The sequence below is a fragment of the Paractinoplanes tereljensis genome, assembly GCF_016862435.1.
In the GTDB taxonomy this organism is placed as follows: Bacteria; Actinomycetota; Actinomycetes; order Mycobacteriales; family Micromonosporaceae; genus Actinoplanes; species Actinoplanes tereljensis.
Genome location: NZ_BOMY01000023.1, coordinates 19,707 through 43,988 on the forward strand (window position 1 = coordinate 19,707; position 24,282 = coordinate 43,988).

13 protein-coding genes are annotated in these 24,282 nt (G+C 70.0%); 9 read left to right on the forward strand and 4 right to left on the reverse strand.

Annotated features, from left to right (window positions below; genetic code table 11):
• Nucleotides 1–58 precede the first annotated feature (58 nt).
• From Ate02nite_RS17965 to Ate02nite_RS17995, 7 genes are all read left to right on the forward strand, one after another.
• Complete coding sequence (locus tag Ate02nite_RS17965; RefSeq protein ID WP_203806924.1) at nt 59–1,354, forward strand: enolase C-terminal domain-like protein; 1,296 nt, start codon at nt 59–61, stop codon at nt 1,352–1,354.
• Nucleotides 1,351–2,325: an aldo/keto reductase gene (locus tag Ate02nite_RS17970; RefSeq protein ID WP_203806926.1), complete on the forward strand. Its 975-nt coding sequence runs from the start codon at nt 1,351–1,353 to the stop codon at nt 2,323–2,325. The genes Ate02nite_RS17965 and Ate02nite_RS17970 overlap by 4 nt, the downstream gene beginning before the upstream one ends.
• Nucleotides 2,322–3,161, forward strand: coding sequence for an amidohydrolase family protein (locus Ate02nite_RS17975; protein WP_203806928.1), 840 nt, complete (start codon nt 2,322–2,324; stop codon nt 3,159–3,161). The genes Ate02nite_RS17970 and Ate02nite_RS17975 overlap by 4 nt, the downstream gene beginning before the upstream one ends.
• Before the next feature lie 9 nt (nt 3,162–3,170).
• Nucleotides 3,171–3,851 (forward strand): FadR/GntR family transcriptional regulator, encoded by a 681-nt coding sequence (locus Ate02nite_RS17980; protein ID WP_203806930.1) that lies wholly within the window; start codon nt 3,171–3,173, stop codon nt 3,849–3,851.
• A 50-nt stretch (nt 3,852–3,901) separates the two neighbouring features.
• The gene (locus Ate02nite_RS17985; RefSeq protein ID WP_203806932.1) at nt 3,902–4,729 is read left to right on the forward strand and encodes a hypothetical protein; all 828 of its coding nucleotides are present in this window, start codon (nt 3,902–3,904) and stop codon (nt 4,727–4,729) included.
• A gap of 20 nt (nt 4,730–4,749) precedes the next feature.
• Nucleotides 4,750–5,466, forward strand: a complete 717-nt coding sequence (locus tag Ate02nite_RS17990; protein WP_203806934.1) for a VOC family protein — start codon at nt 4,750–4,752, stop codon at nt 5,464–5,466.
• A 99-nt stretch (nt 5,467–5,565) separates the two neighbouring features.
• Complete coding sequence (locus Ate02nite_RS17995; protein ID WP_203806936.1) at nt 5,566–6,837, forward strand: hypothetical protein; 1,272 nt, start codon at nt 5,566–5,568, stop codon at nt 6,835–6,837.
• Nucleotides 6,838–6,854: 17 nt separating this feature from the next.
• On the opposite strand, the gene Ate02nite_RS18000 is transcribed toward Ate02nite_RS17995, so the two are convergent.
• Nucleotides 6,855–7,889 carry an aldo/keto reductase gene (locus tag Ate02nite_RS18000; RefSeq protein ID WP_203806938.1) on the reverse strand — a complete coding sequence of 345 codons (1,035 nt, stop codon included), beginning with the start codon at nt 7,887–7,889 and terminating at the stop codon, nt 6,855–6,857.
• Nucleotides 7,890–7,953: 64 nt separating this feature from the next.
• On the opposite strand from Ate02nite_RS18000, the gene Ate02nite_RS18005 reads away from it, so the two are divergent.
• Together Ate02nite_RS18005 and Ate02nite_RS18010 are read left to right on the forward strand one after the other, a co-directional pair.
• Nucleotides 7,954–8,502: a TetR/AcrR family transcriptional regulator gene (locus Ate02nite_RS18005; protein WP_203806940.1), complete on the forward strand. Its 549-nt coding sequence runs from the start codon at nt 7,954–7,956 to the stop codon at nt 8,500–8,502.
• Nucleotides 8,503–8,593: 91 nt separating this feature from the next.
• Nucleotides 8,594–10,708: an acyltransferase family protein gene (locus Ate02nite_RS18010; RefSeq protein WP_203806942.1), complete on the forward strand. Its 2,115-nt coding sequence runs from the start codon at nt 8,594–8,596 to the stop codon at nt 10,706–10,708.
• Nucleotides 10,709–10,734: 26 nt separating this feature from the next.
• Here Ate02nite_RS18010 and Ate02nite_RS18015 read toward each other — a convergent pair whose 3' ends face one another.
• Genes Ate02nite_RS18015 through Ate02nite_RS18025 form a run of 3 tightly spaced genes read right to left on the reverse strand, consistent with a single transcriptional unit; the run spans nt 10,735 to nt 24,173 of the window.
• Nucleotides 10,735–11,409: a hypothetical protein gene (locus tag Ate02nite_RS18015; protein WP_203806944.1), complete on the reverse strand. Its 675-nt coding sequence runs from the start codon at nt 11,407–11,409 to the stop codon at nt 10,735–10,737.
• A gap of 18 nt (nt 11,410–11,427) precedes the next feature.
• Nucleotides 11,428–17,697: an RHS repeat-associated core domain-containing protein gene (locus Ate02nite_RS18020; protein WP_203806946.1), complete on the reverse strand. Its 6,270-nt coding sequence runs from the start codon at nt 17,695–17,697 to the stop codon at nt 11,428–11,430.
• 41 nt (nt 17,698–17,738) lie between these two features.
• Nucleotides 17,739–24,173: an NIDO-like domain-containing protein gene (locus Ate02nite_RS18025; RefSeq protein WP_203806948.1), complete on the reverse strand. Its 6,435-nt coding sequence runs from the start codon at nt 24,171–24,173 to the stop codon at nt 17,739–17,741.
• Between the last annotated feature and the right edge of the window lie 109 nt (nt 24,174–24,282).

Genomic DNA, 24,282 nt, shown 5'->3' on the forward strand with positions numbered 1-24,282 from the left:
GGCTCCCCCAGGCACTCGCGAAACAAAAAGCCGCGAAGAACAACAGAGACATCCGATCATGACCGGCTGGTCCCGCATCACGGCGGTCGACACCTACGACATCCGGTTCCCCACCTCGCAGCAGCTGGACGGGTCGGACGCGATGAACCCCGACCCGGACTACTCGGCCGCCTACCTGGTGATCCGCACCGACGACCCGGACGGTCACGAGGGGCACGGCTTCGCGTTCACCATCGGGCGCGGCAACGACGTGCAGACCGCCGCGATCGGAGCGCTTCGCCCGTACCTGATCGGCCGGCCGGTCTCGGCGACCCTCGCCGACCTGGGCGGCATGTGGCGCGAGCTGGTGCACGACTCGCAGCTGCGCTGGCTCGGGCCGGAAAAAGGCGTCATGCACATGGCGATCGGCGCGGTGATCAACGCGCTGTGGGACCTGGCGGCGAAACGGGCCGGCCTGCCGCTGTGGCGACTGCTGTCCCGGATGACCCCGGAGGAGCTGGTCGACCTGGTCGACTTCCGATACCTGACCGACGCGCTGACCCGCGACGAGGCCCTGGAGATCCTGCGGCGCGGCGCCGACGGGCGGGCGGAACGCGAGGCGGAGATCCTCCGCGGCGGCTACCCGGCCTACACCACCTCGCCGGGCTGGCTCGGTTACGACGACGACAAGCTGCGGCGGCTCTGCCGGGAGGCGGTCGACGACGGCTTCGACCTGATCAAACTGAAGGTCGGGGCCGACCTCGACGACGACCGGCGGCGGCTGCGGATCGCCCGCGAGGAGTGCGGCCCGGACATCCGCATCGCGATCGACGCCAACCAGCGGTGGGACGTGCCCGACGCGATCGAGTGGATCGGGGCGCTCAGCCCGTACCAGATCTGGTGGGTGGAGGAACCGACCAGCCCGGACGATGTCCTCGGGCATGCGGCGATCGCGAAAGCGATCGCGCCGATTCCGGTCGCCACCGGCGAACACGTGCAGAATCGCATCGTCTTCAAGCAACTTCTACAACTCGGTGGGCTCTCGTTCCTGCAGATCGACGCGGCGCGGGTGGCCGGGGTCAACGAGAACATCGCCATCCTGCTGCTGGCGGCGAAGTTCGGGGTGCCGGTCTGCCCGCACGCCGGCGGGGTCGGGCTGTGCGAGCTCGTCCAGCATCTGTCCATGTTCGACTTCGTCGCCATTTCCCAAACACAGCAGGACCGCACCATCGAGTACGTCGATCACCTGCACGAACATTTCGCCGATCCGGTGGTCGTCCGGGGCGGGCGGTACCAGGCGCCGACCGCTCCCGGGTTCAGCTCCACCATGCTGCCGGCGTCGCTGGCCGCCTACTCCCACATCGATCTGCCATGACGCTCGACTTCGGCCGGCTCGGACTCGGCTGCGCGCAGCTCGGCAACCTCTACCAGGCCATCGATGACGATGGGGCCGCCGCGACGGTCGAGGCCGCCTGGGCGGCCGGGGTCCGATACTTCGACACCGCGCCGCACTACGGCCTCGGGCTCTCCGAGCGGCGGCTGGGCGCAGCCCTTCACAAACATCACCGCGACGAGTACGTCGTAAGCACCAAGGTGGGCCGCCTGCTGGTGCCGAACCCCTCCCCCACCGGGCACGACGAGGAGCTCTTCGACGTGCCGGACACCTACCGGCGGGTGTGGGACTTCAGCGCCGACGGGGTGCGCCGGTCACTCGCCGACAGCCTGGAGCGGCTCGGCCTGGACCGGGTCGACCTGGTGCTGATCCACGATCCGGAGGGGCGCGCGGACGAGGCGCTGGACACCGGCTATCCGGCGCTGGAACAGCTGCGGGCCGAGGGGGTGGTGCGGGCGATCGGGGTCGGCTCGATGGATGCCGACGTGCTGACCCGGTTCGCCACCGGCACCGACGTCGACGTGATCATGACGGCGGGCCGGTACACCCTTCTGGAACAGCCGGCCCTCGATAGCCTGCTACCACTGTGTTCGCGGCGCGGCATCACCGTGCTGAACGCGGCGGTGTTCAACGGCGGACTGCTCGCCGAGGACCGCCCGCATAGAAGTCTTCTCTACAACTATCGGAACTCTCCGGACGCAGTTCTAGAACTCGCGTCGGCGATAGCTGCCCTCTGCGAGCGGCACGGCACCACTCTGCCGGCCGCCGCTCTACATTTCGCCGGCGGTCATCCGGTCATCAGCGCGGTCGTAGCCGGCGCCCAGGGTGCCGAGCAGTCGAGCCGGAACGCCGCCCTGGCCTTCGGCCCGCCACCGCCGGCCGCCCTCTGGGCCGACCTGAAGGACAACGGCCTGCTGCGCCCGGACGCCCCGACCCCGGGCGACGCCGCGTGAGCGGGCCGGTCATCGACGCCCATCAGCACCTGTGGCGGGTGGAGGACGGGTACACCTGGCTCGACGATCCGGCCCTAAAACCGATCCGGCGCACCTTCACGCCGGCCGACCTGCGCGCGCAGCTGGCGGCCAACGGCGTCGACCGGTCGATCCTGGTCGAGGGCGGCCGCTGCGACCCGGACGAGGCGGCCGTGCTGCTGGGTTACGCCGCCGCGACACCGGAGATCGCCGGGGTGGTGGCCTGGGCCGATCCCGAGGATCCCGGGCTGGCCGAGACCATCGCGGGTTATCGGCGGCTGCCGGGCGGGCACCGGCTGGTCGGGATCCGCTCCCAGGTCCAGGCCGAGCCGGATCCGTTCTATCTGGACCGGGCGTCGGTGCGGGAGGGCCTGCGGGTCATCGGGTCGCTCGGGCTGGCCTTCGACCTGGTCATCCGGGCCGATCAGTTGCCGGCCGCGGCCCGCTGCGCGCGGGCGCTGCCGTCGGTCCGGTTCGCGCTCGATCACCTGGGCAAGCCGCCGATCCGGGCCGGCGAGATCGAGCAGTGGGCGGCCGACCTGGCCGGGCTGGCGGCCTGCGACAACGTGACCGCCAAGCTGTCCGGGCTGGTCACCGAGGCCGACTGGGAGTCGTGGACGGCCGGCGTGCTCACGCCGTACATCAGCACGGCCGTTGATCTTTTTGGGGTTGATCGGTTGATGTTCGGGTCGGACTGGCCGGTCTGCGAGCTGGCCGGCGGCTACCGGCGGTGGGTGACCGCGCTGCGCGAGGTGCTGCCGGAGCGGGCGGTGTTCGGGCCGGTGGCGGCTCGCACCTACGATCTGGGCCGGGAGTAGGGAGACCGCGTGGCCGTCACCGACGAGGCGATCGAGAAGATCAAGGCGATGATCGTCGCGGGTGAGCTGCGGCCCGGCGACCGCCTTCCGCGCGAGGCCGACCTGGCCGAACGCCTCGGACTCTCCCGTAACTCACTGCGCGAGGCGGTGAAGGCGCTGTCGCTGATCAGAGTTCTAGATGTCCGGCAGGGCGATGGCACCTTCGTGACCAGCCTCGCGCCACAACTGTTGCTGGACGCGCTGAACTTCATCGTCGACTTCCACCGCGACGACACCGTGCTGGAGTTCTTCGAGGTCCGCCGCATTCTGGAACCGGCCGCGACCGCGCTGGCCGCCGAGCGCATGCCCGACGACCAGATCGAGGAACTGCGCAAGGTCCTGACCAGCCTGCCCGCCGACGCCACCATCGACGAGCTGGTCGCCAACGACCTGGAGTTCCACCACCGCATCGCCGACGGCGCCGGCAACGGCCTGCTGTGCTCCCTGATCGACAGTCTCTCCGGCCCGACCACCCGGGCCCGCATCTGGCGCGGCCTGACCCAGTCCGGCGCGGTCGAGAAAACCCGCGAACAGCACGCCGCCATCCTCGACGCGATCGCCACCCGCCGCCCGGACCTGGCCCGCTCCTGGGCAACCGTGCACATCGCCGGCGTCGAGGACTGGCTGCGCCTGGCACTGCACGAGCTCTGAATCGCCGGGGTGGGATGATGCGGGCCACCTGATGGAGGAGGGGAACGAGGGTGCCGCCGTCGCTGTATGTGGCCCACGACGACAAGCTGGTCATCGTGTCCCGGCTTCCGCTCAAGGTGATCGGCGGGCGGGGGCTCTCGTTCCGCTGGGGCAGCGTCCTCGAGGTCACCCCGGCGGAACGGCCCGCCGGTCCATCGCCGCTGGCCGGTGTGCTCTACGGCCTCGGGTTCATGTTCGGCCTGGTCGGTGTGCTGGGGGTGTCGGGCGGTGCGCCCTGGGGCGGCCTGCTCGTCCTGGCCGGGGTGGCCACCGCGGGTTGGCCGGCGCTGCACCGCTGGCGACAGCGGCCGGGCGTGGTCTCGGCGCCGCGCCTGTCCAGCGACCGCGAGCAGCACCACGTGCTCGTCAAGAAGCGCGACCGGAAGGCCTTCTCCGACGCCATCGACGTGTGCCAGCGAGCGTCGGAGACGTGGCCGTCACTCGGAGCCCTCATCGACGTCCCGCGCGCCGAGCGACAGCTGGCGCAGGCCCTGTTCGACCTGGCCGGAGCCCTGGAGCGGCGGCAGGAGCTACGGGAGCTGCACGCCGAGCTGACCGAGCACGACGGCGCGTTCGAACTGGCGGCGCAGACGACGCGGGCCACCGTGGCGCTGTCCGAGCTGGACGACGAGGTGACCACCCGCCTGGCGGCGCTGGAGGCGGTGGCGGTGGCCGGCGAGGAACTGATCCGCAATCAGCAGATCACCGAGCTGGCCCGGGAAGCCGACGAGACCCTGGCCCGGCTGACCTCGACCGGCCCGGCGATCGAGACCGACGCCGGGTCCGAGCTCGCCGAGCGCACCGAGGCCGTGCTGCGGGCCTACCGCGAGCTGACCTGATCGGCGCCTAGGCTCGGCGGATGGCGCTGCGACTGGTTCAGGTGAATTTCAAGGCTCGGGACGACGAGGCGCTCGGCCGGTTCTGGGCGAAGGCGCTCGGCTGGGATATTTCGAGCGAAGGGCCCGGGGTGACCAACGTCGAGCCCGCGGGTCCCGCTGACATCGGCATCGACGTGGTCATCGTTCCGGACCCGGAAACGGTGAAGTACCGGGTGCACCTCGACCTCGCCACCACCTCGCTTGCCCACCAGGCGGAGCTGGTCGCACGCCTGCGCGAACTCGGGGCGACCCCGGCCGACGTGGGCCAGGGTGACGGCGTCCCATGGACGGTCCTGGCCGACCCGGAGGGCAACGTGTTCTGCGTGCTGGAGCCGAGGGAGGTCTACCGGGACACCGGGCCGATCGCCGGAGTGGTGGTCGACTGCGCGGATCCGCGGGCGCTGGCCCGGTTCTGGTCCGAGGCGACGGACTGGAAACTGCTGGAAGTGACCGACGACTACGCGCGGCTGCGGTCGGCCGGACCTTTTCTGGAGTTCCTCCGCGCCCCCGACGAGCGGCGCTGGTGGAGCCGGGTCCACCTCGACGTGGCGCCGTACCCCGACGACGATCAGGACGCCGAGGTGAGCCGGCTGCTGGCGCTGGGCGCGACCACCGCCGATGTCGGCCAGGGCGACGCTGCTTGGAAGGTCCTGGCCGACCCGGAGGGCAACGAGTTCTGCGTCCTCACCCGACGCTGACCGGATCTCCAGATCCTCGAGACGAGCGGCCCATGGTAGGGCAGAAGACACCGTCGGTAGCGTGAGGCAGTTTCGTGCCCGCACTTCGAGGAGCAGACGGTGGAAAACGAGATCCAGCTGATCAGTGACGGCGATGGTCTGGCGGTCATCGGGCATCCGGCGGCTGTCGATCGTTTCCTCACCTCCGAGCGACTCCCGTCGAAAGACCTCGGACTGAAGCGGCTCAGCTCAAACCTCCGCACCGGCTCTACGATCGCCAAGGCCGGCTCCGAGATCGCCGAACACTCCGGTCGCTGGGTCCAGTTGACCGCAGAGTCCGCCCAGGCGATGAAGAAGTACAACCTGATGAAAGGCTCGGAGAGCGGTGTCAGCCGGGCGGTGCTGACCGATCACGGCAAGATCACCGGCCTGCTGGAAGTGGTGCGGACGCCCAGCGCGCTGCTGACCAACCCGGCGATCCTGACCGGCGCCGCCGGTCTCATGGCGCAGCTCGCGATGCAACAGACGATGGACGAGATCACCGACTACCTCGCCGTGATCGACGCGAAGGTCGACGCTGTGCTCCGCGCCCAGACCGACGCCGTGGTAGCCGACATGATCGGGGTAGAGCTCGTCATCGAGGAGGCCCTGACGATCCGGGCGCAGGTGGGCCGGGTCTCCGAGGTCACCTGGTCGAAGGTGCAGGGAACGCCGGTGTCACTGGCCCGCACCCAGGCGTATGCGCTACGACAGCTCGACGCCATCGCCGAGCGGCTGGAGACCCAGACCAAGGTCGCTGACCTGGCCAAGACTTCCAAGGAAGCCGAGGTCAAGGTTCAGGAGTGGCTCGCCGTCCTGGCCCGCTGCTTCCAACTCCAGGACGCGGTCGCCGTACTCGAACTCGACCGGGTGCTGGACGCGTCTCCGGACGAGCTGGAGGAACACCGCGTCGCCATCCGGATCTCCCGGCAGAACCGGCTCGAACTCATCTCCCGCAGCACCGAGCACCTGTTGGCCCGCATGGACGCGGCCGCCGGCACAGCCAACGCGAAGGTGCTGCTGAACCCGACCACCTCTCGCGCCGTGGTGCACTCGACCAACCACGTGGCGATCACCGTCGTTGATTTCCACGGCCGGCTTGGCATCGAGCGCGCTGGCCAGTCGCGGGATGCCAGACGATGGCTGGACGCGGCCGTGGAAGTGCGGGACAAGGTCCTCGACACCGGAACCGGGGTGAAGGACAAAGTTCTGGAGACCGGGGCGGAGGGCGTCGGTGCCGCCAGCCGTTTCGGCGTGGGAGCCTTCGGCCGGGCGAAGTCGATGATGGGCAAGGTCTCCGGCGAGGTCACCGAGCGGGCCCAGCGTCAGCTCGGAAGCAAAGAGGAATCCTGATCAAACGGCCTGCGTCGTCAGACGACCGGAACGGGAGCGGGGTCGAGGAGGGTGCGGTCGCCGTCGGCGCCGTGGGTCAGGGCGGCTGCCACGTCCTCGTGTGGGGTGCCCAGCTGGGGCGCGCTTACCTCGGCCAGGTGGCGGTAGTGCTGCTCGCTGAGTTCCAGGTCCAGCGACCTCAGGTATTCGGCCAGCTGGGCCGGGGTGCGGGGGCCGACGATCGGGACCAGGGCGGTGGGGGCCAGGGCGGCTCGGTGCCGCAGCCAGGCCAGGGAGACCTGGACCGCGCTGACGCCCAGCTCGCCGGCGACGGCCAGGACGGCGTCGACGACGGCGGTGCGCTGGGTGGTGCCCTCGATCGCGTCGCCTCGGGCGGTCAGGCGGCCCGGTTCGCCCTGCCGATATTTGCCGGTCAGCAGGCCCCCGGCCAGCGGCGAATACAGGACCACGCCCAGGCCGTGGGCCTGCGCCATCGGCAGTAACTCCCGCTCGGCGGATCGCTCGGCCAGGCTGTACTCGGTCTGGATGCCGGCCAGCGGGGCCAGACCGCGCAGGTCGGCCCGGACCGCCGCGCCGGCGACCCGCCAGGCCGGGAAGTTGGACAGGCCGGCGTGCAGCACCTTGCCGGCGCGGATCAGGTCGTCGAAGCCGGCCAGGATCTCCTCGATCGGCGTGATGCCGTCCGGGAAGTGCGGCATGAAGACGTCGACGTAGTCGGTGTTCAGGCGGCGCAGGCTCGCCTCCAGGGAGCGAACCATGATCTTGCGGCCGTTGCCGGTGGTGCCGGGGCGGGGCTGGGCCTGCCTGGTCCCGCTGTACTTGGTGATGACCACGAAGTCGTCCCGCTGCGACCCGAGCAGCCCGCCGAGGACGGTTTCGGCCTGGCCGTCCTGGTAGAGGTTGGACGTGTCGAACGTGGTGCCACCGGCGGCGACGAAGGCCTCGAAGATCTCCCGGGCGGCATCCGTGTTCGCGGTGTTGAAGCTGGCCGTGCCGAGCGCGTACTCCGACACCCGCAGTCCGGTCCGGCGACCGAAGGTCTGGTAGCGCATGGCAGCTCCTCAAGATCGGGGTAGGCTGCCGACAGTAACACGCAAAAGGAGAGGTCACTCTTTTATGCCGAGGGTCAGCCAAGCCCATCTCGACGCTCGCCGGCAGCAGATCGTGGACGCCGCCCGCGCCCGGTTCGCCAGCCACGGCTTCGCGCACACGTCGATGGCCGACATCATCACCGAGTCCGGGCTCTCCAACGGAGCGATCTACCGGTACTTCACCAGCAAGGAAGACATCGTCATCGCCGTCTGCGAGCAGGGCACCGAAGCCCTGCCCCGGGCGCTCACCGCCGAGGCGGTGGCGGGCTTCCTCGACCACGTGCGGGCCCGGGCCCGGGACACCAACCACGCCCAGCTGGTCGCCCAGATCTACGCCGAGGCGGCGGTGTCCCCCCGGCTGGCGGCGGTGGTGCAGCGACAACTCGCCGCCATGCGGGCCGCGATCGCCGAGCTGGTGCCCGACTCCCGGCGCCCGCAGGCCGGATCGATCGCCGAGGCGTTCGTGGCGCTCTGCGCCAGCTACAACCAGCAGCTGGCGATCCGCGGCGACCTGGACCCCGCACCCTTCACCGCCGCACTGATGGCGATCATCAAAGAGCAATCCCTCTCTTAGGTACGGCGTGACGGCACCCGGCAGTCCACGGCGGAGCGCTGGGGTAAATTAGCTCGGCCGATGCCGCCGTCCGACCGGGGAGTATTCACGGATGTCAGGTTCCGTCCGTGATCGAGCCGTCCGGTTCGACATTCAGGCGTTGCGGGCGTTCGCCGTGGTCGCGGTGGTCATCGCGCACCTGTGGCCGCACGGATGGGTGCCGGGCGGGTACGTCGGGGTCGACATCTTCTTCGCCATCTCCGGGTTCCTGATCACCTCGCACCTGATGGAGCGGGTCCGGCCGAACTTCCGCGGGGTGCTGGACTTCTGGGCCCGGCGGGTGCGCCGGCTACTGCCGGCGTCGCTGGCCGTGCTGGCGGTCACCGCGGTGGCGGGGTGGTTCTGGCTCCCGGAATCGCAGTGGGCGCAGGCCGCCCGGCAGATCCGGGCGGCGGCCACCTACTGGATCAACTGGCAGCTCGCCGGTGACTCGGTCGACTATTTCGCCACCGGCACCGCCGAGTCCCCGGTGGAGCATTACTGGTCGCTCGCCGTGGAGGAGCAGTTCTACCTGGTGTGGCCGCTGTTTCTGCTCGCGCTGACCGGGCTCGGGTGGCGGCTGCGGGACCGGCGATGGCTCTACTTCGGCGGCCTTTTCGTGGTGGCCGGCGCCTCGCTGTGGTGGTCGATCCAGTACACCAGCACCACTCCGGCGGCGGCCTACTTCGTGTCCACCACCCGGATCTGGGAGCTGGCCGCCGGCAGTCTGCTGGCCGTCGCCTATCCGGAGCTGGTGCGGGCCCGGGCACGATCGCGGACCAGGGGCAAGAGGATCAGAATCTGCACGGCGTACGCCGGCTGGGTGTTGATGCTTTTCTCGGTCTTGCTCTTCACCGTCGACACCCCGATCCCTGGTTGGCACGCGCTCCTCCCGGTCGTCGGCGCGTTGCTGGTGATCGGGACGAACGCGCACCTCGCCTGGTATCCCGCCCGGGTGCTGCAATGGCTCGGCGACCACTCGTACTCGATCTATCTCTGGCACTGGCCGTTGCTGCTGATCGAGCCGGCCGCCTTCGACACGTCGCGGGGATGGCTGGACAACGCGGGGATCATCGTGGTCACGCTGGGACTGGCGGCCCTGACCAAGCGCTACCTCGAAGATCCGGTGCGGACGCTCGCGTGGTGGCGCCCGCTGGTCCGGACGTACGCGCTGGGCGCGGCCGGGATGGTGATCGTGATCGCGCTCGCCGCCACCTGGAGCAGCGCGGAAAGCCGCCGGCAGGACGTCTACCAGCGACACCTCACCGAGGCGGTGGCCCGCGGGGACCGCTGCTTCGGGGCCGGCGCGCTCGATCCCGGGGTGGACTGCGGACGGTCCCTCAAGGGTGCGTTCTACCCGCAGACCTCCACCTGGCAGGTCGGCGCCATCTACTCCGATCAACCGGGGCTCGACAGCCAGAAGTGCAACAGCATCGGCGACCAGTGGCCGGTCACCCGCTGCGACGCCGGCGATCAGTCGTCACCGACGAAGGTCGTGCTGGCCGGCAATTCGCACGCGTTTCAATGGCTCGAAGCGCTGGCCGATCTGGCCGAGACCGAGCACTGGCACCTGATCACCTATTACGCCAGCGGCTGCCCGCTCACCGACATTCCCCGGGAGTTGTTCCAGCCGGCCACGGTCCACTGCGCAGACTGGCAGCAGAACGTGCTGAACACCATCATCCAACTGAAGCCGACCCTGATGGTCACCTCCAACCTCAGCTACGAGAACCGGTACGCCAGCTGGTTCACCACCAGCCTCGGCCGCCCGCAGCTGGCCGACGCCTACACCAGCGCTTACCAGCGGTTGCGCGACGCCGGCATCCGGACCGTCGTCATCAACGACACCCCCTCGCCGTCCGGCGGGAACAAGCTCCAACCCTCCGATTATCCGAACGCCGACCCGATCGGCTGCCTCAACGACAACCCCGACAACTACCAGGTGTGCTCGGCGCCGCGGTCCGATTGGGAGTACCACGACCCCGCCCTGGACGCGGTGAGCCGGATCGGCTCCCCGCTGATCACGTCGGTGGACCTCAATAACCACATCTGCGGCCCCGAGGTGTGCGACGCCGTGGTGGGCGGGGTCCGGGTGCGCCAGGACGAGTCACATCTGACCGCGACGTACGTGCACACCCTGATCCCGTACCTGCGCCCGGCGCTGATGGCCGCGATAGCCGGCCAGTGACCTCAGGCCGGGGCGGCGACCCGGTCTCAGGCCGGGGCGGCGACCCGGTCGAACAGCGGGCTTCTCGCCCAGCCGGACAACGCCTCGGGGTCCGGGCCGTCCGGGGCGAAGTCCGGCCAGAACTCGCCGAACCAGCGCTTCTCGGCGTCGTACAGGTTGTCCCAGTGCTCCCGGATCAGCGTGGTCACCGACTCACGCCGCCCGGGAACCGCGAGATGCCGGCCCAGATAACAGACGATCGGCAGGACCTCGGACTGCAGCGCCAAGGTCTTCCACTGCAGGCCGAACGGCGGGACGGGAACCTGCTCGGCGATCGCCGTGCGGAGAATCTCCAGCGCCTCGGCCCAGGAACCGTCGTCGCCGACGACCGCCAGGCCGAACATCGCGTACTTCCGCACCGCCGGGTCGCGGTCGGCGAGACAGCGGTGCAGGAGCCCGGACGCGGCCGGCCCGGTCCGCTTCGTGACGGCGACGATCGCGGCGCAGCGCCGGTCGGCCGGTGCGCCCCGATCGCTCGCCACCGCCTGCAGCAGCCGGACCCCGAAATCGCCGGCCGGGCTCTCGCCGAGCCCGGCCACGATTTCGTGCTTGTCGGACTCCGAGACCAGGTCGAACAGCCGGCGCAGGTCGTCCTCGCCGGCCGCGCCGTTGCCCGCCATACGCGCGAGGGCAGCCCGCAGGTCACTGTCCGATGCGGTCATCGCCACCTCGCAATGGAGTCAATAAAGCATATTGTCGAGGTCATCGTACACGTAGGCGATATTCACGCCGGTGCCCCGCAGATAGGCATCCTTCTTTGCCTGGACTTTCTTCTGACCTTCCTTGCCGGATTTCACTTCGACATAACCGAGAAGGTTGTGGTTCTTGTCGTAGACGACCATATCGAGAATGCGATCGCCATCCGGGGTCGCCAGGGTGAGCAGCTTCCGGTTCTGCGCATCGGTAACTACAATTCGGCCCTTTTGCCGCAGGAAGTCCGCGATATGGTCCCGATAGGCGTTGCCGACCACTTCATTGATGGCCCGCTGCTCGGCCTTGGTGATTTTCAAGCCCTTCGCCAGCTTCGCGAAGATCTTGCCGACCGGCAGCACCGAGGCGGCGCTCAAGGCGGCGCCGACCGGATGGCCGTTGTCCAGATCGTCCTTGACCAGGTAGGCGGTGGCCGGAACGCCGACGTACGGGAACCAGCTCAGGTCCTCGGCGAGATGTCGCTGGTCGGCTTCCGCGCAGAGGTCGACCAGAATCGGGTTCGAGCACATCTCGTAGCCGCGCCGCGCGTAGTCCTGCATGTACTCCGGTTCGTCGCCCCAGGTGGTCGGCTCCGGGGTGGGCTGCGCCTCGGGCGAGGAGCTGGTGGAGCCGCCGCGGGGCGGGGAAGGATTGGGGCTCGGGCTGACGCTCGGCTTGCTCTTCTGGTATTCGGCGTAGTAGTCGGCGGCGTTCTTCTCGATTTTCGCGGCACCGACCGGGCCGTAGTACTGGTCGTCGGTGCGCAGGCCGGTGGGATCCTTGAAGGTGACGGGATTGCCACCGGCGTACGCGTAGGCGTTCCACTGTTGTGGATCGGCCAGGTCGTGAACGGGGTCCGCCGAGATGAAGCGGCCCACGGAAGCGTCGTACTCGCGGGCGCCCAGATGGGTCAGGCCGGTGTTGTCGACGGTGCCACCGACGAAACCCTTGGTGTTCGGCCAGGTGACGCCGGTGCCGCGGGAACCGCCGAACGGGGTCTGCCGACGGACGGTCGAGGCCTGGGTGTCCCGGTCGACGGCCACCGTGGCGGTGCCCTGATAGTCGCTGGACAGCCAGGTCACGCCGGCCGCGGTGCGGGAGGCGATCATGGCGTTGTCGAAGCTGTAGAAGCGGGTGCAGGTCGTCGTGGCGGTCGCGGTGGTGTAGCGGACCTCCTGGCCCGGCAGGTAGAGGGTGGAGCCGGTCGGGTCGCGGCGGATCAGCCGGTTGCCATCGGCGTCGTACAGGTAACTGGTGGTTCCGGTGTTGTCCGCGCTGGTCGCCAGGTGACCCTCCGCGTCCCAGGTCATGGTCTGGGTGCTGCCGGAGGCGGTGGGGCGGGTCAGCATGTTGCCGGTGGTGTCGTAGGTGTACGCGCCGGTCACGGTCGTCCCGCCGGTCACGGCCGTGGTGCCGGTCAGGGCGTGCGGGCGGGCGGAACCGGCCGCCGGGTAGGCGTACGACGTGGTGGTGTTGGTGGTGGCGTGGTCGACCTGGCCCGACCGGTTGCCGGTGACGTCGTAGGTCCACGACTGCCAGTACGGCGCGGGACCGCCCAGCCCGGAGGTGGTCGGAGCGGCACCGCAGTCACCGCTGGACGGGGACCACGCCTGGCTGAGCCGGCGCTGGTAGTCGTACTGATAGCACTGGTTGTCGCCGGTGGCCGCGTCGGCGGCCTTGGTGATGTTGCCCGCGTTGTCGTAGGTGTAGGTGGTGTTGGACAGCGTGTACGGCGCGACCGAGTCGCGGTCGGTACGCACACTGCTGACCCGGCCGGTCTCCAGCTCGTAGTTGTAGGTCTGATAGACCCGCTTGCCGAGACCGTCGTAGAGACCCGGGTAGAGCAGCCGCTCACTGGTCCGGCCGAGCGCGTCGTAGGTGGTGCGGGCGACGTAGCTGATCGCCCGCCCGTTGTACGAACTGCCCGAGGTGGCGGCCAGCCCGGTCGTGGCGTCGTACTTGTAGGAGACGGACTCGAGCGGCAGGTCCCCGGCGGCCGGGTAGTCGAGCGTGTTGATACTGCCGTCGGCGTTGTAGTAGGTGCTGATGGCGTACGTGCCGGCCAGGCCGGTCTCCGTCGACGGGATGATGAACGCCTGGCTGGTGGGCCGGTAGGCGTCGTCGTACGCGGAGACCCGGTAGGTGTAGTTGGCGCTGTTGACCCCGAATCGGACGGCCTGGTAGAGGTAGCCCTTGGCGACGGTGTCGTAGGTCCATCGGGCCCGGGTGCCGGCCCCGGTCTCGAGTAAGGCGGTGCGCCGATCCAGGGCGTCGTAGGTGTACTGCAGTTTGACGCCGCGCACGTCGAGGTCCGAGGTGACCCGGCCGTCGAGGTCGTACGTGCTGGTAGTGGTGCCCTTGTCCGGGTCGGCGGCGGTGAGCTGGCGACCGCGCAGGTCGTAGGTGTAGTCCCAGTGGTTGCCGGCCGCGTCAGTGACCGTGGTCAGCTGACCCTTGCGGTCGTAGGTGTAGGCGGCCGAGTCGTAGGCGCCGGTGGGCGTCGCGGCCTGGTACTGGCGAACGGCGGTGGTCCGGCCGAGCGCGTCGGTCACCGTGGCGGACGCGGTGCCACCGGCCGGCGGCGTCACATCGACCCGATCCCCGCCGTACGCCGTGGTGGTCCGCGACCGCTCGGTGGTGTACGGCTGGAAGATCGCCGCGGTGACCCGCCCGGCACCGTCGTAGACCGTACGGGTCTGGTTGGGCACGTCCTGCCGGTCGGTGGCGGTGGTCAGGGTCGAGCTCGGCGCCCCGGCGGCGTAGTAGGAGCCGTGGTCGCGCACCTTCCGGCCGGCGGTGTCGTAGAAGGCCTCGGTGAGCAGCCGGCCACCGGACGGTGACGGCGACTGGGACTGCCGTTCGCGGCTCAACCCGTCGTACAGGGTGTACTTCGTGTCGTAGCCGCCGACGGCGTTCAGCGTGGCGGTGCCGATCGCGCTGGGCACGGTGTTGCTGACCAGGTAGCTGAAGGTGCTGCCGGCGCTCTGGCTGCTGCGGTCCCGGCCCGGCTGCCACACCCCGGTCAGCCGGCCCAGCCCGTCGTACGCGGACTCGGTCTTCTTGCCGTTCGGGTCGAGCACCGTCGTGGGCAAGCCCCACGACGGGTCGAACGTCGTGGTGGTGGCATGGCCGAGCGCGTTGGTCACCACGGTCTGGGTGATCAGCCCGCCGGCGGCCGGCGTGTACGCGGTGGTGGTCTGATGATCCAGGGCGTCCCACAGGCTCGTCGCCCGCCCGGTCGTGTCGTACGCGGCCCGGGAGACCTGGTCGTAGGTGGGACTGCCGGCGTTCCAGGCGCTGGCCTGCTCGGTCCGGGTGTTCAGGCCGCGCGTCGGAGCGGTGCCGAAGGTGGTGGCGCCGTCGAAGAAGGTCCGGGTGTCGGACACGATGTCGGCGTCGGTGAGCGCGGCCGGATTCGCCCCGGACGCGCAGGGAACCGCGAGCACCAGCGTGCGGTGCGTGGCGGTGAGCAGCCAGTTGGTGGTGTTGCGCGGCTCGTACGTGCTCTTGGTGCAGCTCTCGTCGCCGCTGACGGCGGTGTCACCGCTGTCGTCGACCGCGACCGACATGCCGTACGCGTCGAAGGTGTTACGCACCGAGCGGACCCGCTCGGCGCGACCGCCGTCGCGAACCGTCCGGTCGTGGGTGGCCGCCACCCGGGTGTAGCGGGCCGGCACCGTGTCGCCGTTGATCGTCCGGCTGGCGGTCGCCGCGGACTGCCAGGGCTCAGCGACCTGGCGGGACACGACGGCCCCGCCGGGCCCGTTGTAGACGGTGGTCTCGCGGGTCATCCCGGCGTACGCGTCCTCGTCGTTGACCGTCGGCACGCCGGTGCCGGTCACCGTGACCGTGCGGGTGCCGGAGGAGGCCTTGTCCCCGTGCATGCCGCGGAAGTATTTGGTCTCGGTGTACGTCTGCTCGCCGGTGTCGCCGACGGTGACCCCCACCCGAGCGTAGCCGCGCCACCCCGACCAGGTCTTGTCCTTGGCCTCGATCAGGCCGTCGTCATCGCTGTAATGCCAGGCCGGCCCATCGAGGTAGCTGTACTTGTAGACCACCCGCGGGCTGCCCTTCGGGGCGATGCCGCCGGTGTTGTCCGCCTCGTAGACGGTGGTGACGACGTACTTGTGGAAGTAGTCGGTGACCGGATCGGTGTATCCCTCGGGGGTCCACCGCACCGGGTAGCACCGCTTGGTGTTGTTGGCCGCGTCGGTCGGCACGTTGGTCTTGGCGACGCACTCCGGGTCGGAGTACAGGACGCTGACGGTGCCACCGGTCTCGTAGCGGATCTGCGAGATCCGCCACCAGTTCATCGCGGCAGCGAAGTCGATGGTGTCCACCCGGTTGCTCAGCTGAACGCCAGTGAACTCGACGTCGGGCACGCTGACCGTGCTGCCGGCCAGGCCGGCGTGGGACACCTTGGACAGCCACAGGCCGGCCCGGGTGCCGTCGCCCGGGTCCGGGAAGGTGTGGTTCAGCGTCCACCGGTCCACGCTGACGTACGCCGTCCCGCTCCACTTCTTGGTGGTGATCGTGGACAGCCGGGTGCTGGACCAGAACGACGGGTTGTACGTCTCGCAAGTCGTCCCGGTGCACTCCTGGTCCCAGGGGGTGTCCGGCCAGTGCGGCTCGTCGTGGGTGCCACAGCTGGACAGGCAGCGGTCGGTGACACCGAAGTCGACCCGGGCCGGGGCGCTGGCGCTGAACCGGCTGTCGGCGTCGTTGTCCCGCCGGGTGCCGTACTCGATGTGGTCCAGGTGCCCGTCCCGGACGTAGCTGACCACGTTGGAGCTGGTCACGTTGCGGGCGTACTTGTTGGTGTCGGTGGCGTACCAGTAGGAGGCCGAGTTGCCGTTCAGGTCGACGACGTAGTCGAGGTTCCACCGCCACGCCTGGGTGCAGCTGGAGTCGGCGAAGGCGGTGGCGTGGCAGGGCTCGCCGGTGTTGTTGCCGTAGACCGGCACGGTCCAGGTGGAGTTGGTGACCGAACCGCCGGTGGTCCAGCCGGGCAGGCGGTGCGCGCCGAACCAGTACTGGATGCCGTCGGTGGCGGTGACCACCCAGTACTCGCCGTTGTTGTCACCGTTGCTCGCGCCGGTCTTGCGCTCGACCCGGGAACCGTCGTCGTTGCGCAGGTGCCAGCGTCCCTCGGCCGCGTTGTAGATCAGCTCGCCGGAGTGGCCGGCCAGCGACAGGACGGCGTTGTCGGTGGCCCAGCACAGGTCGCCGGTCTTCTCCGAGTTGTTGCCGCCATCCATGTCGTCGGCACACTGCTGGTAGCGCCGCTCGACGAACCCGCCCACGGTGCCGTCGAAACCCTCGCCGACCCAGGACGGCTGATTGTTGGACGCCGCCTGCATGCCGTCGACCGACTGCGCCGAGTACGCCAGGTTCAGCGCGGGCGCCACCGCACCGCTCGCCGGCGGCACCCGCATCGGGTACGCCCAGGAGAAGTCGCCCGAGTTCCCGCCGGCCGACCAGGTCGACGACGGCTGCAGCTTGGTGGCCTCGAAGCTGCCCGCCTCGCCGGAGCTGGCCGCGGCCACCGCCACCAGCGTGCCGGCCCCAGCCGTGGCGGCATCGGCCGTTGCGGCACCGGGGACGTCCACCGTGGCGGTCACGGTCGACGCCTTCGGATCGTTGCGGGACCGCAGCGGGGTTCCCGCGCAGTCGCTGCGGTCCGGGGTGGTCAGCGCGCAGGCGGGCAGGGCGACCAGGCGCAGCCGGGAGGCCCAGTCACCGCCGAAGGCCGTGCGGAAGGAGCCGTAGTCGACGGTCAGGTCGACCGCGCCCGCGTCCCGGACCTGGTCGGTGCGACCCACCCGCAGCAGCATCCCGCGCACGCCGGCCCGGTCGGTGGTGGCCCGGTCGAGCACGCTGACCCCGACCCGGGCCGGCGCCTGCTTCCGGGTGGCCGGCCTCGCCACCCGGATCGGCAGGTCGCCGGCCTTGGCGGCCACGGTGGCCGGTACCGCGACCTCACCGGTACCGGCCTTCGGCCAGGACGGCGCGGCCTTCCTCGTGCCGTCCGGCATGGCCGGGCTCTTCGTCGCCGCGGCCGGTGCGACCGCGGTGACCGGCACCTTCTCGACGTTCGGGGTGGCCGGCGGCGTGAACGGTTTGGCCGGCTGCGCCCAGGCGGGCGCCGGCAGCAGGCTCCCGGCCACGGCCGCCGCGGCCAGCACGGCGACCATCCGGCGGGCGCGGCCAGGACGGGTACGGCGAGTCAACGTTGAGATGAGGGCGCGTTGATCCTTCACCGGATCTCCTTCGTCGGAAAGCGGCGGGCGGGAAGCAGAGGTCACTGCGGGGCGTCGAAGCGCAGGCCGATACCCGGCCGGAGAACCGGTTGGCGGTACGTGTACTGCAGCGCCCAGGTGCCGTCGGCGTTCTCGATGCCGATGGTGGCGCCGCCGCCCTTGGTCAGGAACGTGCCGTCGATGGCGGGGTAGGCGAACGAGTAGCCGCCGGCCTCGTCGAAGATGACCTGGAACGTGCTGCGGGTGGTCGGATCCTCGTAGGAGGAGACGTTGCGCCACTCGACCACGTACTGCCGGTTCGGGGCGGTGCCGCGGGTCGTGGTGCGGACGCTGGCGCTGCTGTCGACCACCCAGTCGTGCCAGAACGGGTAGACCGCGGCGTTGGGTTCCTCCGGGAAGCGCGGCGACGGGATCGGCCACGCATCCGAGTTGGGTGTACCCGGGTCCTCGAAGGTGACCAGGCCGTTGCTGTCGACGTACCCGACGTTGTAGGTCTGGCCGTAGAGGGTGACCGGGAACGGCAGGGTGACCGGTTTGTACGACTCGTCACCGGTGACCGGCAGAACCGTGGTGTCGGCCGGGGTGTAGGTGACCGGTTGCTCGGTCAGCCGGTAGCCGGCCCCGGCCGGGGTGGTGACCCCGGCGAAGTCAGCGGTCACGACCGTCCCGGTCCCGACCGTCACGTCATCCACCGTGGAACCGACACAGGTGCCGTCCCGGGTCGCGATCACCGCGTAGGTGCCGGCCGGGACGTTGTCGACCCGGTACGTCCCGTCCGCGCCGGAGACCGTGCTCTGACCGGCCACCGCCACCGTGGCCCCGGACACCGTCACGCCCTGACACGACACCGTGCCGGTGATGCTGCCCGCACCCGGCGGGGACGGCGTGAACGTCACACCCTTACCGGTCTCCAGCAGCGCCTCGTCGTACAGGTACTGGAAACCGATCGTGCCGGACGCGTTCTCGATACCGACCGTGGCACTGGACCCCCGCGCCGGCAGGCTCGCGGACGGGATCGACCCGTACGCGAAGGTGATCGTGCCGTCCTCGGCGAAAATAGTCTCGAAGGTCGCCCGGGTGGCGGTGTCCCCGGAGCGGTAGACGTTGCGCCACTCGACGACCCACTTGCGGTTCGGTGCGGTGCCGGTCGTCGTGGTGGCGATGTGTGAGCTGCTGTCGAGGGCCCAGTCGTACCAGTGCGGGTAGACCGCGGCGTCCGGCTGGCCCTCGGCCGTCGGGGTGGGCAGCTCGTTGTTGTTCGGGCTGATCCACCCGAAGTACATCGGGTCCTTGAACGCGAGCAGGCCGTTGGAGTTGATCCACGCCGACGTGTACGCCTCGCCGTACAGCTTGATCGGGAAGGGTGGGTTCTTCTGCCAGGTCGCCTCGTCGCCGGTCCAGTCCTCGGTGACCGTGCCCGGGACGAACGTCGTGGTGCCGGCGGTGCAGTTGTAGCCGAACTCGTCACCGGCCGTCATCACCGACAGGTCCACGTCCATGGTGCTGCCCGGGAAGTTGACGATCTGCTTGGCGTAGCGCCCGGGACAACTGCTGCTGCCGGTGGCGACCTGCACCGTATACTCGCCGATCGGCACGCCGGTGAACGCGTAGTTGCCACTCGAGTCGGTCACCGTGGTGCGGCCGCCCGGATTGAGGGTGACCGTCAGCCCCGCCGCTGCGGCCCCGGTGACCGCCACACTGCTGCTGCCACTGATCGTGCCGGCCGCGCGCGGGGTGAAGGTGATCGTGCCGGCCGAGTTGACCCGCGCCTCCTGGAAGGAGAACAACGTGGCCACCGTGCCGGACGCGTTCTCGATGCCGATCGTCGCGCCCGCGCCCTGCTGCAGCGTGGTGCTCAGGGTGCCGTAGTTGAAGGCGATCTGGTTGGTCGTCTCGCTGAACACCGCCTCGAACGTGATCCGGTCCGGGCCGCTCGGGCGGAACAGGGCGTTGCGCCACTCGATGATGTATTTGCGGTTGGGTGCGGCGCCGATGGTGTCGGTCCGCACGCTCGCCGAGGCGTCGATCTGCAGGTCGTCCCAGAACGGCGCGACCACCGCGTTGGGTGCGGCCGCCGTCGGCATCGCCGGGTTGACGTAGTTGTCGGTGCCCAGCGCGGTGCCGAAGGTAAGGAAGCCGTTGGTGCTGACCGTGGCCGAGGTGTACGCCTGGCCGTGGAACTGGAACGCGAACGGGAAGGTGACCCCGGCCGTGGCCTCGTCGCCGGTCAGCGCCAGCACGTTGGCGGCCGCCGTGAAGGTGCCAGTGACCTGGGCACAGGCGTACCCCATGCCGCCGTAGTCCAAGCCCCGCTGGAGATTGCGCACCGTGTCCGCGGTCAGTTCGACGATCTCCTGCGCCACCTGCGGGCACTTCTGGTTCTGCGCCGAGTAGACCGTGTACGTGTCGGCCACCAGCCCGTCGAAGCGGTAGGTGCCGTCGGACGACGTGGTGGCCGTCAACGTGCCCGGGTCCAGCGTCACCTTGGCCCCGGAGATGCCGTTGCCCGACGTGTCGAGGACCTTGCCGGACAGCGAGTGCACCTCCAGCGCACCGCTGCCCTCCGGGTAGGTGAAGACGACCGCCTGCCCGTTGGCCAGCGAAGCCGTGTTGCGTGAGTAGGTCAGGCCGACCTCGGCGGCCGGGGCGGCGATGCCGACCGCGGCCGCGGCGCCCTTCTCCGCGGTGGTGTCCAGCCCGGAGTAGTTGGTGGTCACCGTGCCGTCCGCGGTGAACACGGCCGAGAACGTCACCCGCTGCGAGGTGTCCGCCTTGCGCTGCACGTTGCGCCACTCGATCGCGAACGTCGCGGTGCTGCCGCTGCCGGCCGAGGCGGTCCGGACGCTGGCCGACGAGTCGACCACCAGGTTGTCCCAGTACGGCGCGACCATCGCGTTCGGGTTGGTGGCCGACGGCAGGGTGGTGCCGTCGTAGGCGTGCGAGCCGCCCGGATCGGTGAACGAGACGATGCCGTTGGTGTCCACCCAGGCCGACCGGTACGCCTGCCCGTAGAACGGGAACGCGAACGGCAGCGTCACCGTGGCCACCGCGTCATCGCCGGTCAGCGCCACCACACTCTGGTCGGCCGGGCTGAACGTCTGCGCCGCGGTGCCACAGGTGTAGCCGAGTCCGTCGGCGACCGGCGTCAGCACCAGGTCGAGGTAGGAGTCGCCGACGATCTCCTGGTTCCCGGCGACCGACGTCAGTCCGCACGGCCCGCCGTACGTTCCGGTGACGGTGTACGTGCCGGAAGCGAACCCGGCCACCGTGTACGCCCCGTCGGCATTCGTCGTCGTGCTCGCGCCGCCGGGGGTAAGGGTGACGACCGCCCCGGACAGCGGGGTGAAGTCGGCGTCCGTCACGTAACCGGTGAGCGTGGCCGGCTGCGTCACCGACAGCTGGACCTGGCCCTTCTCCGGCGAGACCCGGCCGGCCGAGTCGACCGCGACCGCGTACACGGTGACCGTGCCGGCCGTGGCGGTGTTCAGCGTGATGGTGACCGAGCCACCGGCCGCCGATGGGGTCGCGGTCAGGTTCAGCGCGACCGAGTTGACGCTGTACTTGTAGGACACGACGTTGGTGTCGCTACCGGAGCCGATCACCGCGGTGGCGGCCGCGCCGACCAGCACCGAGCCGCCACCCGGCAGGGTCACCAGGGGCGTCACCGGCGTCGCCAGCGCGGTGAACTCGGCGGCGGCCGGGACGAAGCTGTAGAACCGGACGTCGTCCACCGCGCCGTTGAGGAAACCGTCGTCCACGCCGTTCCAGCGCCGCTTGCCCACCGCGAAGCCGGTGGTCGCGTTGAAGCCGCCGGTCAGCGTGGCGGTGGCGGTCTGGGCCACACCGTCGACGTACAGCGTCAGCTTCTTGGTGGCGGCGTCGTAGACGCCGGCCAGCGACGTCCATTTGCCGGCCGTCGGCGCGGAGTTGGACAGCACCGCGTAGGCCGTCGGGTTGTCGGCGTCGGAGCCGGCCATCGCGAACCGCCACTTGTTGTCGGTGGCGGAGTAGCCCAGCGTGTAGGCGCTGCTGCGGGTGCCGAAGGCGGACACCGCGGTGGGCACGCCGGAACCGCCGGTCGCGGTGAGCCGAACCCGGGCCGAGACGGTGAAGCTGGTGGTGGTGTTCACCGGGGTGGCGACGCCGGTGGTCGGGTGCGGGGCGGTGAGCGCACCGCTCAGCGTGGCGGCCCCCGACGAGCCGTTGAGGGCAAGCGCCGAGCCGGTTCCGCCGCGGCCGGTGGTCCGGGTGGCGCCGGTCGAGAGAGTGAGCGTGTTGCTGTGGCCGGAGTCGTCGGCACTGGTGCTGCCGGTGTCGTCGAACGCCCACTGCGCGGCCGGGCCGGTGCCGCCCTTCACCGTGAAGGAGTACGAGGACGGGGCCGCGGAGTACCAGCCCGCCTTGTCCTTGGTCCACACCCGCATCGTGTAGACGCCGTCCCGCAGCGGGACGTACGGAACACTCACGCTCTGCCCGGGGCTCGCGGCGACCTGGGTGGCGGCCGAACCCTGCAGGCCCCCGTCCAGGGTCCAGGCGTAACCGGCCAGGTCGGCGGCGCCGCTCGACGGCGGTACGAAGGTGAACTGGCCGGACAGACCGACCCCGCCGGACGGGGTGGCCGCCGGGTAGTCGGTGGAGGTCACCGATGGGGCGGTGGGCGCGGTCACGTCGACGGTGAACTCACACGACGCGGAGAACGCGCCGGTGGCGTGTGCGTCGTTGGTGCGCGCCTGCCACCCGTACGTCTTGCCGTCGGTCAGCTTGCCAGCCGGAACGGGCTTGGACACGATGGTCTTGTTGCCGGCCGACTGGGACACCTTGTTCGATTCGCTGCGCGCACCGCCCGACTCCCACCAGTAGAACGAGGTGGTCAGGCCCTGGTCGTTGTCCGGGTCGGTCTGCTTGGCAGCCAGCGTCGGGGTCAGCGTCCGCACGTACGGCCGGGCGGAGTTGATCGCGCACCCCTTGGCGTCGGAGTTCCGCTCGCTCGGCGCCGACGGCGCGGTGTTGTAGGTGATGGCCAGCTTCGGCGACGCGTGGTTGAACCGCTTCCACTGGTTCTTCGTGCTCTCGTCGATCGCCCGCAGCCCCAGGGTGAGCGAGGACCAGTTGCTGGCCGCCGCGTGCGCCACCATCGCGGTCGCGTTGAACTCGATCGTGCCGGTACCGGCACACCCGTGGACCGCGCCGATCTTGCGGTTGGCCGCGGTCTGCGCCGTGTACCCGCTGTACCAGGTCGGCTGGTTGTTCCACGTCACGCTGGCCGAGATGCCGCTGGTCATCCAGATCTTGGCGTTGGACTTCGGGCTGCACGTCCAGGCATGCCGCTGCTCGATCCGGAACGTCGCGGAGAGAATCTGCTTGGACTTGACCTTGCTGACGTCCATCGAGAAGAACGATCGGATGATGTAGTCCGAGCAACCCGAGCAGTCCTCGGTGCGGCCCGCACCGGCCGACCCGTAGGTCGATCCGTTGTTCAGCGCCGACGCGTTCTTCCAGAACGAGCTGGTCTTGTACTTGCTCCAGACGGTCGTCCAGGCGCCGCCGGAGATCGCGCCGGTGACCGACGGGTCGATGTAGACCGGGAACTTGGTGCCCGGGTCGGCCAGCAGCTTGGCGTCCGGGCGCAGGCTCAGGGTGCCGTTGGCGACGGTCACCGGCATGACCGAGCGCTTGCCGGTCGCCGCGACCGCGTCGGTCGTCTTCGACGGCTTCGCCTTCTTCGCCGGCGCCGGGGTGGCCTTGCCGTCGTCGCCGTTGTCCTCCAGCGAGGCGTCCCACATCAGTGGTGCGGCCGAGGTGAACACCGGCTTGCCGGCCCGGTCCCGGGCGATCAGGCCGCCCTGGGCGGTGGCCTTGACGGTCACGCCCTTGGTCGCGAGGCCGAACTTCACCGTCTTGAGCCGGGGATCGGCGGCCGCGGTGCGGTCGCGCACGATGAGCAGCTCGGAGAAGCCGAGCGAGTCGGCGGTCACCTGCAGGTCCACGCCCGGGTACACGTCCTGGTAGAGCGCGATGCTGCCGCGCAGCACCGGCTTCGGCAGGGTGCCCGGCCAGGAGAAGCTGATCTCGTTGGAGCCGTCCCGCAACCGGGCCAGCGGACCGGCGCCACCGGCCGAGAGGGTCATCGGCAGCGCCGAGGCCCGCGGTTCGATCCCGGCCGCGCTCTTCGTCAGGGTGGTGTCGATCGGCACCCAGCCGGCGCCATGCTTGACCCGGACCGGCTCGATCGACTGCTCGACGGTGCGGGTGCCGTCCGGGTTGACGTAGGTCTCGGAGACCTCCGACCGTTCGGCGAGGTTCTCCACCCGCGCCCCGCAGGTCCGGGTCATCGCCGTCGCGGCGGCCTCGTTGGACTGCTCGGCGACGCAGGCGGGTTTGGCGGGCGGTGCCGCCGCGGCCGGGCCGGACGGCAGACCGACCAATGTGGACAGTAGAAGGAGCGCAGGCAGCAGCGCACGACGGTAAGCAGACATCACATTCTCCCCGTGTAACTACATGTGACGGCCAAATCACATCGAACGGAGAGGCGCTTGTCAATATCGATGCTTGCTTATGCAGGTGCCGGCGGCATTCGGACCGTAC